This window comes from Streptomyces sp. NPDC044044 (assembly GCF_056434405.1).
Genome location: NZ_JBWKFG010000004.1, coordinates 19,705 through 35,618, shown reverse-complemented (window position 1 = coordinate 35,618; position 15,914 = coordinate 19,705). Strand labels below are relative to the sequence as shown.

Annotated in this window: 15 protein-coding genes; 8 read left to right on the top strand and 7 right to left on the bottom strand. The window is 72.0% G+C overall.

The window, feature by feature from the left end; translation table 11 throughout:
• The first annotated feature begins 2 nt into the window (after positions 1–2).
• Positions 3–1,436: an MFS transporter gene (locus AC07AG_RS15905; RefSeq protein WP_478755661.1), complete on the top strand. Its 1,434-nt coding sequence runs from the start codon at positions 3–5 to the stop codon at positions 1,434–1,436.
• 52 nt (positions 1,437–1,488) lie between these two features.
• Here the strand turns inward: AC07AG_RS15905 and AC07AG_RS15900 are convergent, their stop codons facing one another.
• Genes AC07AG_RS15900 through AC07AG_RS15885 form a run of 4 tightly spaced genes read right to left on the bottom strand, consistent with a single transcriptional unit; the run spans position 1,489 to position 5,052 of the window.
• Positions 1,489–2,094, bottom strand: a complete 606-nt coding sequence (locus AC07AG_RS15900) for a response regulator (RefSeq protein WP_478755659.1) — start codon at positions 2,092–2,094, stop codon at positions 1,489–1,491.
• Positions 2,091–3,320 carry a sensor histidine kinase gene (locus tag AC07AG_RS15895; RefSeq protein ID WP_478755657.1) on the bottom strand — a complete coding sequence of 410 codons (1,230 nt, stop codon included), beginning with the start codon at positions 3,318–3,320 and terminating at the stop codon, positions 2,091–2,093. Before AC07AG_RS15895 ends, AC07AG_RS15900 begins: the two co-directional genes overlap by 4 nt.
• A 38-nt stretch (positions 3,321–3,358) precedes the next feature.
• Positions 3,359–4,081 carry an ABC transporter permease gene (locus AC07AG_RS15890; RefSeq protein WP_478755655.1) on the bottom strand — a complete coding sequence of 241 codons (723 nt, stop codon included), beginning with the start codon at positions 4,079–4,081 and terminating at the stop codon, positions 3,359–3,361.
• On the bottom strand, positions 4,081–5,052 hold the full coding sequence (locus AC07AG_RS15885) for an ABC transporter ATP-binding protein (protein ID WP_478755653.1): 972 nt from the start codon (positions 5,050–5,052) through the stop codon (positions 4,081–4,083). The genes AC07AG_RS15890 and AC07AG_RS15885 overlap by 1 nt, the downstream gene beginning before the upstream one ends.
• Positions 5,053–5,319: 267 nt before the next feature.
• Between AC07AG_RS15885 and AC07AG_RS15880 the strand changes: the two genes are divergently transcribed.
• Genes AC07AG_RS15880 through AC07AG_RS15870 form a run of 3 tightly spaced genes read left to right on the top strand, consistent with a single transcriptional unit; the run spans position 5,320 to position 8,270 of the window.
• Positions 5,320–6,183 (top strand): MaoC/PaaZ C-terminal domain-containing protein, encoded by an 864-nt coding sequence (locus AC07AG_RS15880; protein WP_478755651.1) that lies wholly within the window; start codon positions 5,320–5,322, stop codon positions 6,181–6,183.
• A 39-nt stretch (positions 6,184–6,222) separates the two neighbouring features.
• Complete coding sequence (locus tag AC07AG_RS15875) at positions 6,223–7,299, top strand: Zn-dependent alcohol dehydrogenase (RefSeq protein ID WP_478755649.1); 1,077 nt, start codon at positions 6,223–6,225, stop codon at positions 7,297–7,299.
• A 17-nt stretch (positions 7,300–7,316) separates the two neighbouring features.
• Positions 7,317–8,270, top strand: a complete 954-nt coding sequence (locus AC07AG_RS15870; protein WP_478755647.1) for a 3-oxoacyl-ACP reductase — start codon at positions 7,317–7,319, stop codon at positions 8,268–8,270.
• Positions 8,271–8,572: 302 nt separating this feature from the next.
• Here AC07AG_RS15870 and AC07AG_RS15865 read toward each other — a convergent pair whose 3' ends face one another.
• Positions 8,573–9,673 carry a hypothetical protein gene (locus AC07AG_RS15865; protein ID WP_478755645.1) on the bottom strand — a complete coding sequence of 367 codons (1,101 nt, stop codon included), beginning with the start codon at positions 9,671–9,673 and terminating at the stop codon, positions 8,573–8,575.
• A gap of 221 nt (positions 9,674–9,894) precedes the next feature.
• On the opposite strand from AC07AG_RS15865, the gene AC07AG_RS15860 reads away from it, so the two are divergent.
• The 4 genes from AC07AG_RS15860 (at position 9,895) to AC07AG_RS15845 (ending at position 14,002) form a co-directional block, all read left to right on the top strand.
• Positions 9,895–10,953, top strand: coding sequence for an ABC transporter substrate-binding protein (locus tag AC07AG_RS15860; RefSeq protein ID WP_478755643.1), 1,059 nt, complete (start codon positions 9,895–9,897; stop codon positions 10,951–10,953).
• A 203-nt stretch (positions 10,954–11,156) separates the two neighbouring features.
• A complete protein-coding gene (locus AC07AG_RS15855) occupies positions 11,157–12,008 on the top strand; it encodes a Nif3-like dinuclear metal center hexameric protein (RefSeq protein ID WP_478755641.1) in 852 nt (283 codons plus the stop codon).
• Positions 12,005–12,748, top strand: coding sequence for a zinc ribbon domain-containing protein (locus AC07AG_RS15850; protein WP_478756284.1), 744 nt, complete (start codon positions 12,005–12,007; stop codon positions 12,746–12,748). The genes AC07AG_RS15855 and AC07AG_RS15850 overlap by 4 nt, the downstream gene beginning before the upstream one ends.
• Before the next feature lie 12 nt (positions 12,749–12,760).
• Entirely contained in the window at positions 12,761–14,002 is a 1,242-nt protein-coding gene (locus tag AC07AG_RS15845) for a bifunctional RNase H/acid phosphatase (protein ID WP_478755639.1), read from the top strand.
• Positions 14,003–14,110: 108 nt separating this feature from the next.
• Here the strand turns inward: AC07AG_RS15845 and eda are convergent, their stop codons facing one another.
• Together eda and yaaA are read right to left on the bottom strand one after the other, a co-directional pair.
• Positions 14,111–14,749: a bifunctional 4-hydroxy-2-oxoglutarate aldolase/2-dehydro-3-deoxy-phosphogluconate aldolase gene (gene eda, locus AC07AG_RS15840; RefSeq protein ID WP_361046021.1), complete on the bottom strand. Its 639-nt coding sequence runs from the start codon at positions 14,747–14,749 to the stop codon at positions 14,111–14,113.
• Between the two features lie 130 nt (positions 14,750–14,879).
• Entirely contained in the window at positions 14,880–15,686 is an 807-nt protein-coding gene (yaaA, locus tag AC07AG_RS15835; protein WP_478755637.1) for a peroxide stress protein YaaA, read from the bottom strand.
• Positions 15,687–15,914 lie beyond the last annotated feature (228 nt).

The following is a 15,914-nucleotide window of genomic DNA, read 5'->3' as shown; positions in this document are numbered from 1 at the left end:
TCATGGTCCAAACGCCCCCTGACACTTACATAGCCGCGACCCCGCGGAAGACCGCACCCGTGTGGGCGGTGCTTCTTGCCGCCTGCGCCGGGCAGTTCCTGGTCGTCCTGGATGTGTCGGTGGTGAACACCGCCCTGCCGTCCATGCGGTCCGACCTGGGCATGAGCGCCGTCGGACTGCAGTGGGTGGTCAACGCGTACTCGATCGCCTTCGCCGGATTCATGCTGCTCGGCGGGCGGGCCGGTGACCTCTTCGGGCGCAAGCGGATGTTCCTGGTCGGGCTCGGGCTCTTCACGGTGGCCTCGCTCGCGGGCGGTCTCGCGCAGGCCGAGTGGCAGCTGCTCGTGGCGCGGGCGGTGCAGGGCCTCGGCGCGGCGGTCCTCGCCCCTTCGACCCTGACGATCCTCACGTCGGCGGTGCCCGAGGGGCCCGCGCGGATACGGGCCATCGGGACCTGGTCGGCGGTGGGCGCGGGCGGCGGCGCCGCGGGCGGCCTGGTCGGAGGGGTCCTCACCGACCTGCTCTCCTGGCGCTGGGTGCTCCTGATCAACGTGCCGATCGGCGCGCTCGTGGTCGTCGCGGGCGTGGCCTGGCTCACCGAGAGCCGGGCCGGCGAGGCACGCCGCCTCGACGTGCCGGGCGCGGTGCTGGTGACGGCGGGCCTCGCCACGCTCGCGTACGGGATCGTGCAGACGGAGGAGGAGGGCTGGACGGCCCCGGCGACCCTGGTGCCGCTGGCCGCGGGGCTGGCGCTGCTCGGCCTCTTCCTCCTGGTCGAGGCGCGGACGAAGGTCCCGCTGATGCCCCTGAAGCTGTTCCGGGTGCGGTCCGTCTCGGCGGCGAACGCGGCGATGTTCGTGTGCGGCGGCGGCATGTTCGCCATGTGGTTCTTCATGACGCTGTACGCGCAGAACGTCCTCGGCTACTCGGCGCTGAAGGCGGGCCTCGCGCTGATTCCCTCGTCGCTGACGATCGTCATCGGCTCGAAGCTGGCGCCGCGCGTGATGCGGGTCCTCGGCGCGAAGAACGTCTCCGTGCTCGGGATCCTGGTGGCGGCGGCGGGCTTCGGCTGGCAGTCCCTGATGACCGCCGACGGCGGCTACGTCACATCGATCATGCTGCCCGGCATCGTGATGATGTTCGGCGCGGGGCTCGCCACGACGCCGCTGGCGTCGCTCGGGACGTCCGGGGCGGACCCCGGGGACGCGGGGCTCGTCTCCGGCCTGATCAACACCTCGCGGACGATGGGCGGGGCGCTGGGACTCGCGGTGCTCTCCACGGTCTCCGCCTCGCGGATGGGGGGCTCGACCAGTCCGGAGGCGCTGACGGCCGGGTACGCGCTGGCGTTCCGGACCAGTGGGTTCATCCTGCTGGCGGGGGTCTTGGTGCTGCTGGTGTGGATGCCGAGGGAGACGAAGAGCCCGTCCGGCGATTGAGGACGAACTCGGCGAACCCGGTGATCGGCGGTGCTCAAGGCCAGGGGGCCCGCTAGAGCCAGCCCCGCTGCCGCGCCTCCCGTACCGCCTCCATCCGGTTGCGCGTCCCCGTCTTTCCGATCGCCGCCGAGAGATAGTTGCGCACCGTCGACTCCGACAGGTGCAGCTTCTGCGCGATGTCGGAGACCGTCGCCCCGTCCACCGAGGCCCGCAGGACGTCCGACTCGCGTGTCGTCAGCGGACTTGGACCCTCGCTCAGGGCCGCCGCCGCGAGGGCGGGGTCGATCACCGTCTCGCCCCGCAGCGCCTGGCGGATCGCCTCCGCCAGATCCTCCACCGGGCCGTCCTTGACCAGGAAGCCCACCGCGCCCGCCTCCATCGCCCGGCGTAGATAGCCGGGCCTGCCGAAGGTCGTGAGGATGAGGACCCGGCACTCGGGGCACTCGTCGCGCAGGTCCGCCGCCGCGTCGAGCCCGCTGCGGCCCGGCAGTTCGATGTCGAGGAGCGCCACGTCGGGGCGTGCGTTCAGCGCCGCGTTCACGATCTCGTCGCCCGCGCCGACCTGCGCGACGACCTCGATGTCCTGCTCCATGCCGAGCAGCAGCGCCAGCGCGCTCCGCATCATGCCCTGATCCTCGGCGAGCAGGACTCTGATCATGGGGTGCGCTCCTCCACAACGGGGCCGGTGCTGAACTCGGTGACCGGCAGCTCCGCGGCGACCCGGAAGCCGCCGCGTGGTGCGGGGCCCGACTCCAGGGAGCCGCCCGCCGCCGCGAGGCGTTCGGCCAGGCCTTTCAGCCCGCTGCCGGGCGCTGTCGAGCCTACGCCGCGGCCGTCGTCGGTGATCAGGAGTCGGGTCCGTTCGGCGGTGCCCGTCACCTCGATCTCGCAGCGGGTCGCCTTGGAGTGGCGTACGACGTTCGTGGCGGACTCCCGGACGACCCAGCCGAGCAGCGCCGCCGTCTGCGGGGCGAGAGGCGGTCCCGACTGGCGTACGACCGCCTCGATGCCCGCCGCGTCCAGGAGATCGCGGGCCCGGTCGAGCTCCGTGGCGAGGCTGCCCTCGCGGTAGCCGGTGACCGCCTCGCGGATCTCGGTCAGGGCCTGGCGGCCGACGGACTCGATGTCGGCGACCTGGCCGAGCGCCGCGTCCAGGTCACGGGGGGCGAGGCGGCGCGTGGCCTCCGCCTTGACCACGATCACCGAGAGCGTGTGGCCGAGCAGGTCGTGCAGGTCACGCGAGAAGCGCAGCCGTTCCTTCTCGACGGCGGCGCGGGCCAACTCCTCGCGGGTGGTGCGCAGTTCCTTGACCGTCTCGGCCAGGGCCAGGATCGCGGCCGTCACCATGACGGAGAGGAACGTGCCGTACGCGATGCCCGCCGCGTCCCAGCCCTCCTGCAGCCCGCCGACCACCGCGGCGGAGATGCTCAGGGCGAACCCCGCGGGAACGAGCTGCTTGCCCCGCAGGACCGATCCCGTGGCCAGGCCGAGGAGCGGGAAGAACATCAGCCAGCTGCCGCCGTACCCGATGGCGAGGGCGAAGGTGACCGCGGTCAGCGCGAGCAGCGAGCGCTTGGTGACGCGCGCCTCCCGCGCCTGCTTGTTGAAGGCGCGGAACACCACGTTGATGTAGAGGGAGTTGAAGACGAGGAGGCCGAGGCCGGCCAGCCAGGGGTTGCCCGTCTTGCCCTGGAGGAGGTTGGAGAAGGAGCCCATGCCCATCAGGAGCCAGGGCAGCATCGCGAAGCCGTTGGGCGGACCCAGGTCCTCGGGCCTGCTCCGCCCGGACTTCTCCTTCGCCCGCATCTCGGCGAGCTGCTCCCTGCTGCTCTGTTTCCAGGCCGCGAGACGCGTGTGCCGCTGCCAGAAGTCCTTCACCGACATCGCTTCTCCTGTCGTGCCGTGACGCGTCGCCGGACTCGTCATACGGTCCGCGCCGCCCGGCGGTACGAGGTCACAGCGTACGAACCGAACGCCAGCAGCCAGGCGATCAGCACCGCGACCGTGCCGAAACCGATGCCGCCGCCGTCCGTCACGGACGTGCCGAGCTCCGCGAAGCGGTGCGTGGGTGTGTAGTCGGACAGGGTGCGCAGCCAGCCGGGGAACAGGTCGACGGGGAACCAGAGGCCGCCGAGCACCGCGAGCCCCAGGTTGCAGGCCGTGTTGACCACGCCCGTGGTCTGCGCGGTCAGGCGGTAGCCGTTGCCGAGCCCCAGCATCGTGAAGGGCAGCGAGCCGAGCCAGAGCAGCACCGCGGCGGCCGCCCACTGCCAGGCCTCCAGGCGTACGCCGTTGACCAGACCGCCCGCGGCGAACACCGCCACGATCGCCGGGAGCACGGTCACCGCACCGGTCAGGGCCCGGCCCGTCACGACCTCGCGCGGTGTCATCGGCGTGACCCGCAGCTGCCGCAGCCAGCCGATCGTCTTGTCCTCGGCGACGCCGGTGCCGGTGTTCAGGGCGGCGATCACGGCCCCGTACGCGGCCATGCCGATCATCGACGTCGTCTTCCACTCCTCGTAGTCGGATCCGCCGCCGATGTTGGTGAACAGCAGGTACATCAGCACCGGGAGTGCGATGCCGCCGATGACGAAGCCGGTGTCGCGGAGCGTTCTGCGTACTTCGAGCCCGAGGTAGGCGAACATCACACGGCCTCCGGGGTGAGAACGGACTCCGAGGCGAGGACGGTCTCCGGGGTGGGAGCGGTCTCCGAGGCGGGAGGGGCGGCGGTCAGGGCCAGGAACGCCTCGTCGAGCGAGGCCGCCGCGACTTCGAGGCCGCGGATCGCACCGCGCTCCGCGAGCGCGACCACCGTCGCGTCCGAGTCCTCCGAACGCAGCCGGGCCCTGTCCCCGCGCACCTCGACGGCGACCACACCGGGCAGCAGCGTCAGACCCTCCGTGCCGCTCCCGGCCAGGTCGAAGGAGACGGTGCTGCCGCCCGCGGACCGCTTGACCTGCTCGCCCGTGCCGTCGGCGACGATCCGGCCGTGGTCCATGACGACGATGCGGTCCGCGTGCCGGTCCGCCTCCTCCAGGTAGTGGGTGGAGAACAGGACGGTGTGGCCGCGCCGCGCGTAGGCACGCATCGACGTCCAGAACGCCTGCCGTGCCTCCACGTCGAGGGCGGCGGTCGGCTCGTCGAGGACGATCAGCGAGGGGTTCCCGGCCAGGGCGAGGGCGAACCGCACCCGCTGCGTCTGGCCCCCGGACAGCTTGTCGACGCGCCGCCCCGCCAGCTCCTCGATCCCGGCGAGCGCGAGCGCCTCGCCGACGGGCAGCGGCGCCGGATGGCGCCCGGCCACGAAGGAGACGAGCTCGCGCACGGTGACGCGCGGGACGAGGCGGCCCTCCTGGAGCATGGCGCCCACGTGCCCGGCGCGCACGGCGTCCTGGGGCGGGCCGCCGAAGAGCTCGACGCGGCCCGCGTCGGGGGCGTCGAGGCCGAGCAGTAGGGAGATCGTCGTGGACTTGCCCGCGCCGTTGCGGCCGAGCAGGGCGACGGTCTCGCCGCGCCGGATCTCCAGGTCGACGCCGTCGACGGCGCGCAGCGGCCCGAAGGCCTTGACCACGCCGGAGAACGCCACGGCCCGCTCGGCGGGCACTGAATTCGTCATGGCTGTGACACTACGAATCCGCGGGGTGGCCGCGGCAGATGTGGTTGTACGGACTCGGCCGGTACAAATGTCACACGCCTCGCCGACGGCGTATCTGACGTGACGTCAGGAGTCTTCACAACTACCGGACGCTCGGCTATACATGGGATCGCCGGACTGGAACGCGTTCTAGAACGGGCTCCTTCCGGCCCTGTTGCGACCTCGGTGCGACCGACGGTGCGGACGGCCGCACCGAGGTCTTCAGACCGGCCAAGGAGCTGCCACCACATGCCCATCGACGCCGCGAAAGCACTGGCCGCGGAGCCCAGGTCGGCCGAGATCACCTGGGATCACAAGGACATCCAGCTCTACCACCTGGGCCTGGGCGCGGGCGTCCCCGCCACCGACCCGGACGAACTGCGCTACACCCTGGAGTCCACACTGCACGTCCTGCCCAGCTTCGCCACCGTCGCGGGCGCGGGCATGGGCGTCGTCGGCGGGCTCTCCTCACCGGGCATCGAGGTGAACCTGGCCGCGGTCCTGCACGGCGGCCAGAGCATCACGCTGCACCGCCCGATCCCGGTCGAGGGCAAGGCCGTCACCACGTCCAAGGTGGCCGCCGTGTACGACAAGGGCAAGGCCGCGATCCTCGTCCTGCGCACCGAAGTGGCCGACGGCGACGGGCCGTTGTGGACCAGCGACGCCCAGATCTTCGTACGCGGTGAAGGCGGGTTCGGCGGCGAACGCGGCCCCTCCACCCGCGTCCCGGCCCCGGAGGGCGAGCCCGACAGGACCGTCGAGCGCCCGGTCCGCGAGGAGCAGGCGCTGCTCTACCGCCTCTCCGGGGACTGGAACCCGCTGCACGCCGACCCCGAGTTCGCCAAGCTCGCGGGCTTCGACCGGCCGATCCTGCACGGCCTGTGCACCTATGGGATGACCCTCAAGGCCGTCGTCGACACGGTGCTCGGCGGCGACGTGTCGCGGGTGCGCGGCTACAGCACGCGCTTCACCGGGATCGTCTTCCCCGGGGAGACCCTGCGGATCAGGATGTGGCGCCCCCAGGGGACGGAGGGCCGCATCCAGGTCGCGGTGACGGCGGTCGAGCGGGACGACGCGCCGGTCCTCGCCGACACGATCGTCGAACACGCCTGAAGTCCGTACGACCTGATTCCGTACGAGAGGAGCCGCACCATGCGCGCAGCCGTACTGCACGAGGTAGGCCAGGACAAGCTCGAGGTGCTCGACGACGTCGAGACGGTGGGCTTCGGCCCCGGCAAGGTGAAGATCCGGGTGCGGGCCACCGGCCTGTGCCACTCCGACGTCTCCGCGATGAACGGCGTACTGCCGCAGCCCGCGCCGTTCATCCCCGGCCACGAGGGCGCGGGCGAGATCATCGATGTCGGCGACGGCGTGAGCGGACTCGGCCAGGGAGACAGGGTCCTGGTCTGCTGGCTGCCCGCCTGCGGCACCTGTCCGGCGTGCAAGCGCGGCCAGAGCCAGCTGTGCCTGGCCGGTTTCATGAACGCGGGCACCCCCAACTTCAAGCGTCCGGGCGGCGACGTCTTCGGCTTCGCCGGCACGGGGACCTTCGCCGAGGAGGTCGTGGTCGACGCGGGCTGCGCCGTGCCGATCCCGGACGACGTGCCCTTCGACATCGCGGCCCTGATCGGCTGCGGAGTGACGACGGGGCTCGGCGCGGCCATCAACACCGCTGATGTGCAGGCCGGTTCGTCGGTCGTCGTCATAGGCTGCGGAGGCGTCGGCATCTCCGCGATCCAGGGTGCGCGACTCAAGGGCGCGGCGCAGATCATCGCCGTCGACCCGGTGGCGTCCCGGCGCGAGGCCGCGCTGCGGTTCGGCGCGACGGAGGCGGTCGCACCGGACGAACTCGCCGACGCCAAGCAGCGGGTGACCGCGGGCGAGGGCTTCGACTACGTCTTCGAGGTCGTCGGCAAGTCCGCCACCGCCCGCACCGCGTACGAGACGACGCGCCGCGGCGGCACGCTGTGCATCGTCGGAGCGGGCGCCATGGACGACAACCTCCAGCTGAACATGTTCGAGCTGTTCTTCGACGAGAAGAAGATCCTGCCGTCCATGTACGGCGGCGGCGACGTCCTGCGGTCCTACGAGCGTGCCATCGCGCTGTGGCGCGCGGGCCGGATCGACCTGGAGAGCCTGATCACCCACCGGGTGCCGCTCTCCGAGATCAACGAAGCGCTTGACCAGATGCGTACGGGCGTCGCGCTGCGTACGTGCATCGAGATCTGAGAGGACTTCGATCCCTGATGGCACAGCCATTGCCACGGCCACTCGATGGGTTGGCCGCGATCGTGACAGGAGCGGGCCGGGGCCTGGGGCGTGCGGAAGCCCTGGAACTCGCCCGGCTCGGCGCGAGCGTCGTCGTCAACGACTTCGGAAAGACGGGCCGCGACGGTTCCGGCGAGGCCTCGGCGACACCGGCCGAGGAGGTCGCGGCGGAGATCCGGGCCGCGGGCGGGCAGGCCGTCGCGCACCTGGGCGATGTCGCGGACCACGAACAGGCGCGCGGGCTCGTCCAGTTGGCGGTCGACACGTACGGCAAGCTCGACATCCTGGTCAACAACGCGGGCATCCTGCGGGACCGGATGATCTTCTCGATGAGCGAGGGCGAGTGGGACTCGGTCATCCACGTCCACCTCAAGGGCCACTTCAACACGACGCACTTCGCGTCCGTGCACTGGCGTGAGCGCTCCAAGGCGGCGGGGGAGCCGGTGTACGGCCGGATCGTCAACACGTCGTCGGAGGCGTTCCTCGCGGGCTCGGCGGGCCAGCCGAACTACGCGGCGGCCAAGGGCGGCATCGTCGGCCTGACGACGTCGAGCGCGCTGGCGCTCGGCAAGTACGGCGTGACGGCGAACGTCATCTGCCCCCGGGCGCGGACGCGGATGACGGAGGACGTCTTCGCGGGGTTCCAGGAACCGGGCGCGGGCGAACTCGACGCGCTCGCCCCCGAGCATGTGGCGCCGCTGGTGGGCTACTTGGCCTCGCCTGCCGCGGCCGGGGTCAACGGCCAGTTGCTGGTGGTCCACGGCGGCATGGTCGCGGTGGTCGAACGCCCCAAGGTGGCGGCGAAGTTCGACACGGCGAAGGACGTCTTCACGTACGAGGAGCTGGACGGGGTCCTGTCGCCGTACTACGAGGGGCGTCCGGCGAACGAGACGTTCGCGGCGTCCGAGGTCCTTGGGCTGAAGCGAGGGTAAGTCCCCTCCCTCGACACAAACGCCGGACGGGCTGGAATTCTCCAGCCCGTCCGGCGTTCGAGGACGAACTCGGCGGAGCCGGTCAGCTCTTGTCGCCCTGGCGACGGTGCCGCCCCCGCGGTGCCCCGCCCTCGTCATGCTCGGCCACAGGCCCCCGATGCCTACCGGCACCGGAAGTACCCGCCGCCTCCCGCGGCTCGGGATTCCGCTCGGACTCCGTACTGATCTCGGTTCTCATCAACACACTCACCCCGTAAACCGGTAACTCTGTAAAGAAGATCGTTCGATGTGGCCGGGCGAGTCTAACCAACGCCCGTACGCCCCGTGAGGGGTGCCTGCTGCAACGGAACAGGCCGCGCGGCAACCGCCGCGGGCGGCGCCTCCGGAGCCGGCAATTCCGCCTCCGCGACCCCGCACGGCACCGCCCCCGTCGCATACGGAAGCCGCAGCGCCCCCTCCCGCGTCCACCACCCCGAGCCCGCCAACCACCCCTCCGGCGCGGCCAGTTGATGGACCCGCCGGTCGGTGGGGCGCCACAGGCCGAGCCAGCTGCCCGCGGCCCCGTCGATCCGCAGCGCCACCGCACAGCTCTCCGGCATCAGCGTCTGCTCGGGCTGGATGGCGAACGGCGTCACCGCGAGGTCGGGCAGGCGCAGGCACTCGGGGAAGCGCACCGGGCGCGTACCGCCGAGGACGCCCCAGCCGAGCCGGTCGTGGCCCGGCGCGTCCGAGCGGATCAGGAGCAGTCCGCTGTCGGCGTCCGCGAGCAGCAGCCGGTCGTTGCTCTCCTCGGCGATCTGGAGGAGGGGCGACACCTCGCCGCCCCGCTCCAGGTCCACGGCCACCGCCTTGACCCGGCCTGCCAACTCCCGGTCCAGGGCCAGCATCCGGCCGTCCCCGTCCAGCCAGACCCCGCCCGAGCACTTCCCGGGGATCTCGGCGACGTGCTCGGGCCCGAAGGCCCCGCCCGCCACCATCCACAGGGCCGTCGACCCCGCGCCCACCGCGAGGGCGTACGCGTGGCTGCCGACCGGTGACGGCGGAAGGAGCGTCAGCCGGGACTCCCCGCACTCCACGGCGCCGAGCGGCACCTCGCCGGTCTCCGGACCTGTCGGGTAGAGGAGCGCGAACGTGTGCCGTCCGTCGACGACGCGGTGGATCAGGACCCGCCCGTCGGCCATCGGGAGCACCTCCGTGCCGGGCTCCTCGGGCTGGTTGCCGGGCAGTGGCACCGCGTACGGCTCCGGGGAGTCGAGGGTCCAGCGCTCGGGGAACCAGGAACCGCCGTCGTGGGCGAGCCGAGCCGCGTACGCACCGTTGGCGGTGATCACTGGGGGCGTCGCGGGCGCCGGGCGGGACGTCGGCGCGGTCATGGGCTCGGGCTCAAGCGTGGGCGCTGTCATGTGGGGGTACCTCCGGGCCCCGAAGCTAGTTTTCGCACGCGCTGCCGTGGCATCCGTGGCCGTCCGCTTCACACAGAAGGGTGGCGAAGTACCGATTCGCCTGAGGGGTCGGGGGTGGTTGTGCTGGGTGGGGAGAGCGCGCTTAAAGTAAGGCGAACCTAAGTGGCGGCGGACCTGCGGAAGCGGCAGGCGCGGCACACCCCCTGGAGCATGGAGCACCGATGTCCGTCTCTGTACGGTCCGTACGACCCCGCCGCCACCGCGCCACCGCGGCCCTCGCCCTCGCCGTGGCCGGCGCGCTCTCCCTCGCGGCCTGCGGGTCCGGCGGCAGCGACAGCTCCGGCACGTCCGACGACGGCAGCGGAAGCAAGGCCGTCGCCCAGGGTGGCGACGACTTCTCCAAGGCCGCCGAGCAGACCGCGAAGATGGGCACCACGGCCAAGGCGGGCGCGTTCCCGCGCACCATCACGCACGCCCGCGGCAAGACCGAGCTCAAGGCGCGGCCCAAGCGGGTCGTGGTCCTGGACGTCGGCGAGCTCGACAACGTCGTCTCGCTCGGCATCAAGCCCGTCGGCTACGCCCCCACCGAGGGCGACGACGGCATCCCCGGCTACCTGAAGAAGGACGCGGGCAGCCCCAAGGACGTCGGCACGATCAACGCCCTCAACCTGGAAGCGATCGCGAACCTCGAGCCGGACCTGATCCTCGGCAGCGAACTGCGCGCCGCCAAGCTCTACCCGCAGCTCTCCAAGATCGCCCCGACCGTCTTCTCCATCCGCCCCGGCTTCACGTGGAAGGAGAACTACCTCCTGAACGCGGCCGCGCTCGACAAGACCGCCACGGCGAAGAAGGAACTCGCCGCGTACGAGGAGAAGGCGAGGTCCCTGGGCCGGGACATCGGCGACGACAAGCCGACGATCACGATGCTCCGCTACATGCCCGACCGCGTCCGCCTCTACGCCAAGGCATCCTTCATCGGCACGATCCTCGACGACACCGGCCTGCCCCGCCCCAAGAACCAGCAGGTCAACGACCTCGCCACGGAGATCAGCACCGAGAAGATCGACGACGCCGACGCGGACTGGATCTTCACGGGCGTCTATGGCGACCCGGAGAAGACCGGTCGCTCCGCCGCCGAGAAGAACCCGCTCTGGAAGAAGCTGGACGCGGTGAAGAAGGGCCAGGCCAAGGACGTCCCGGACGAGACGTGGTACCTGGGTCTCGGCGTGACGGCGGCGAATTCGGTGCTGGACGACCTCAGGTCCGACCTGGCCCCGTAAGGGGCGCGGGGAACTGCGCGCTCAGCCACCAAAGAGCCGCGGACGCGTCTGCCGAGCACCGAGCAGACGCGTCCGCGGCTTTTCCGTGCTTGCTCGCGGCTTGCTCGCGCAGTTCCCCGCGCCCTTGCGGGGCGCTCAGTAGCAGGCCGTAGCGGTGCGTAACGTACGACATGCCGAGCGCACCGGGAAGGTAGCCTTTCCCCGTGCCCCGTCTGTCTGAAGTCATCGCCGCCCTCGACGCCCTGTGGCCCGCCGAACTGGCCGAGAGCTGGGACGCGGTCGGCACGGTCTGCGGCGACCCCGAAGCGGAGATCTCCCGGGTCCTCTTCGCCGTCGACCCCGTCCAGGACATCGTCGACGAAGCGGTGAAGCTCGGCGCCCAGCTCCTGGTCACCCACCACCCGCTCTACCTGCGCGGCACGACGACGGTCTCGGCCGGCACCTTCAAGGGCCGCGTCGTCCACGACCTCATCAAGAACGACGTCGCGCTGCACGTCGCGCACACGAACGCCGACCGCGCCGACCCGGGCGTCTCCGACGCCCTCGCGGGCGCGCTCGACCTGCGGACCGTCCGTCCCCTCGTACCGGACCCGGCCGACACGCACGGCCGCCGCGGCCTCGGCCGGATCTGCGAGCTCGAACACCCCCTGACGCTCCGCGAACTCGCGGCCCGCGCGGCCGAGCGGCTGCCCGCCACCGCGCAGGGCATCCGGGTCGCCGGCGACCCGGACCAGCTGATCCGCACGCTCGCCGTCAGCGGCGGCTCCGGAGACAGCCTCTTCGACGACGTACGCGCGAGCGGCGTGGACGCCTTCCTCACCGCGGACCTGCGCCACCACCCGGTGTCGGAGGCCCGCGCGCAGACTCCGCTCGCGCTCCTGGACGCCGCGCACTGGGCCACCGAGTGGCCGTGGTGCGAGCTGGCAGCGGCGCAGCTCGATCAGATCTCCGACCGTCACGGATGGGGACTTCGCGTCCACGTCTCCAAGACGGTCACCGACCCCTGGACCGCCCACGCGGCCTCGAATACCGACTCAACAGGAGCCCCCAACTGAACGCCGCGCCCGCCGACCAGATCCGACTCCTCGACGTCCAGGCACTCGACGTACGCCTCCAGCAGCTGGCGCACCGGAAGAAGTCCCTGCCCGAGCACGCCGAGATCGAGTCGCTGAACAAGGACCTCACGCAGCTGCGTGACCTGCACGTCGCCTCGACGACCGAGGAGAGCGACTGCTCCCGCGAGCAGACCAAGGCGGAGCAGGACGTCGACCAGGTGCGCCAGCGCGCCAACCGCGACCAGCAGCGCCTGGACTCCGGCGCCGTGACGTCCCCCAAGGACCTGGAGAACCTCCAGCGCGAGATCGCCTCCCTCGCCAAGCGCCAGGGCGACCTGGAGGACGTGGTCCTGGAGGTCATGGAGCGCCGCGAGTCCGCCCAGGAGCGCGTCTCCGAGCTGGCGGAACGTGTCTCCTCGGTCCAGTCGAAGATCGACGACGCCACGGCCCGCCGTGACGCGGCCTTCGAGGAGATCGACGGCGAGGCCGCCACGATCACCAAGGAGCGCGAGGTCGTGGCGGGTTCGGTCCCGGCCGACCTGCTCAAGCTCTACGACAAGCTCCGCGTCAAGGAGGGCGGCGTCGGCGCCGCCAGGCTCTACCAGCGGCGCTGCGAGGGCTGCCGCATCGAGCTGGACATCACCGGGGTCAACGAGGTGAAGGCTGCGTCCCCCGACACGGTCGTGCGGTGCGAGAACTGCAGCCGCATCCTGGTCCGCACGTCCGAGTCCGGCCTGTAAGGGACCGTGGCCGTGCGGGAGTTCATCGTCGAGGCCGACGGCGGGTCGCGGGGCAACCCGGGGCCCGCGGGCTACGGCTCGGTCGTCATCGACGCGGCCACGGGGGAGACCCTGCGGGAGGTCGCGCAGTACATCGGCGTCGCGACGAACAACGTCGCCGAGTACAAGGGGCTCGTGGCCGGTCTGAAGGCCGCGCACGACCTCGATCCGACCGCGTCGGTCCATGTCCGCATGGACTCCAAGCTCGTCGTCGAGCAGATGTCGGGCCGCTGGAAGATCAAGCACCCGGACATGAAGCCGCTCGCCGCCGAGGCCGCGCGGGTCTTCCCGTCGTCCCAGGTGACGTACGAGTGGATCCCGCGCGAGAAGAACAAGCACGCGGACCGTCTCGCCAACGAGGCGATGGACGCGGGCAAGCGCGGGGAGCAGTGGTCGGCGGCGGACTCGACGGCCGAGCTGGACACGATGGCCGCGCGGTCGGCGGCGCAGGCTCCCGCCGGGCCTCCGGGTGACGCGGGTGCCGGTGCGGCGAAGGCGCGGGCCGCCCTCGCGGGCACGGCGGGGGCGGATGCGCGGGCCGCGGGCAACGTGGCCGAGCAGGCGCCGCCCGTCGGCTGGGCCGCCGCCGATCTGGGCGCCCCCGCGACCTTCGTGCTGCTGCGCCACGGCGAGACCGCGCTGACCCCCCAGAAGCGGTTCTCCGGCAGCGGAGGCTCCGACCCCTCCCTCTCCGACGTGGGCCGGGAGCAGGCGGAGCGCGCGGCGGCGGCGTTCGCCGCGCGGGGCACGATCCAGGCGATCGTCTCCTCGCCGCTGAAGCGCTGCCAGGAGACCGCGCAGGCCGTCGCCGCCCGCCTCGGCCTCGACGTACGCATCGAGGACGGGCTGCGTGAGACGGACTTCGGGGCCTGGGAGGGCCTGACCTTCGGCGAGGTGCGGGAGCGCCGGCCCGAGGAGCTGAACGCGTGGCTGGCCTCGCCCGAGACCGCGCCGCCGGGCGGAGAGTCCTTCGCCGTGGTGGCCGAGCGGGTGGCGGCGGCGCGGGATCGCCTGGCAGCCGAGTACGCGGGCCGCACGGTCCTGTTGGTCACCCACGTCACGCCGATCAAGACGCTGGTGCGCCTCGCGCTGGGCGCGCCGCCGGAGTCCCTGTTCCGCATGGAGCTCTCGGCGGCGTCCGTCTCGGCGGTGGCGTATTACGGGGACGGGAACGCGTCGGTGCGGTTGCTGAACGACACGTCACACCTGCGGTAGGGCTTGGCGGGGTCGGCCGCGCTTCTGCCGCGGGTGCTCTGTGGCTGGTCGCGCGGTTCCCCGCGCCCCTTGCGGGGCGCGCGGTTCCCCGCGCCCCTTGCGGGGCGCCTAACGCAGCGCCGCCGCCTCGCGGGCCAGGGTCTCGATCCTGCCCCAGTCCTTCGCCGCGACCGCGTCAGCCGGAAGCATCCAACTGCCGCCCACGCAGCCGACGTTCTTCAGCGCGAGGTACGAAGGCGCCGACGCGAGGCCGATGCCGCCCGTCGGGCAGAAGCGGGCCTGCGGCAGCGGGCCGCCGAGCGACTTGAGGTAGGCGGTGCCTCCCGCGGCCTCCGCCGGGAAGAACTTCATCTCGTGCACGCCGCGCTCGATGAGCGCCACGACCTCGGACGTCGTCGAGACACCCGGCAGGAACGGCACCCCTGACGCCTTCATGGCCGCCAGCAGCGTGTCGGTCCACCCCGGGCTGACCAAGAAGCGGGCCCCCGCGTCCACGGAGTCCGCGACGTTCGTGGCCGAGATGACGGTGCCCGCGCCGACCACGGCGTCCGGCACCTCCGCGGCGATCGCCCGGATCGCGTCGAGCGCGGCGGGCGTCCGCAGCGTCACCTCGATCGCGGGCAGCCCGCCCGCGACCAGCGCGCGCGCCAGCGGCACGGCGTCGGCGACGTCCTCCACCACGACTACGGGGACGACGGGGGCGAGATCGAGCACGGAGGCGGAGGCCGCGGCGGAGGGGGAAGTCATGGGAGCATCCTGCCCCGGCGTACGCAGCATGCGCAAAGGGTGTTGCACATGCTGCAACACCCTGTGGTGGCCGCCTCTGCTGACCACCTCTGCTGACCGCCTCTGCTGACCGTCAGGTCCGCGGGGGAGATCAGTGGATCTCGCGCACCACCACGTCGAGCGCCCACGCCCTGCCCGCCTTGGCCGGAGCCTGCGCCTCCACCACGTGCCCGAGGTCCCGCAGCGCCTCGACCAGCTCCGCCGGTCCCTTCGGCTGCGTGCCGGTCTCCAGGAGGGAGCGGACGATCCTGCCCTTCGTCGCCTTGTTGAAGTGCGAGACGACGGAGCGCTTCTCGACCCCGGTCGCCGGATCGGTCTGCGCGTGCAGCACCCGCACCGTCGCCGTCCGGTCCGCGACCTCGCCCTTCGGCTTCCACGCGGCCGTGTACGCGGACGACCGCAGGTCGAGGACGAGTCCATCCCCCGCGGCCTCGGGCATCGCGGAGGCCATCGGCGTACGCCAGTGGGCGCCGAGCGCGCCGAGGCCCGGCAGCTTCACGCCCATCGAGCAGCGGTAGGAGGGGATGCGGTCCGTGACGCCGACGGCGCCCCACAGCCCGGAGAAGACCAGGAGCGAGCGGGTCGCGCGGCGCTTGGCGGCGGCGTCCAGGGAGGCGAGGTCAAGGGCGTCGTACAGGACGCCGGTGTAGATCTCCCCTGCGGGGCGCGCGCCCGCAGTCCGCAGCTCGGTGTTCTTGGCGACCTCACCGCGTAGACCTTCACTCAGTCCGAGTACGTCACGGGCCTTGTCCTCGTCCGCCACGCAGAGCTCGACCAGCTCGTCGAGCACGGCCTGCCGCGCTTCCGCGAGCGCCGGCAGGGAGAGCGACTCCGGCTTCAGGGGGGCGCCGCGGCCGGAGGGTGCCTTGCCTTCGGAGGGCGGCAGCAGGACGAGCATGGGTCTCCTTCGGAGGGTTACGTGAGGGGATGCGGCCCCGCGCCAGGGTAATCGCCCCCGGGGTCGGGGGCCGCCCACGCCGCCCCGCCTGCCCTCCCCGCAGCCTTCCCCGCCAGCGAACCTGCCCTTCCCACCCACCCGCCCGTTTGCCCCGCATCCTCACCTGAACGAACAAGCTTTCCCACCCACCCACCCGATTGCCCCGCAGCGCCATGGGTGGGTGGGGTC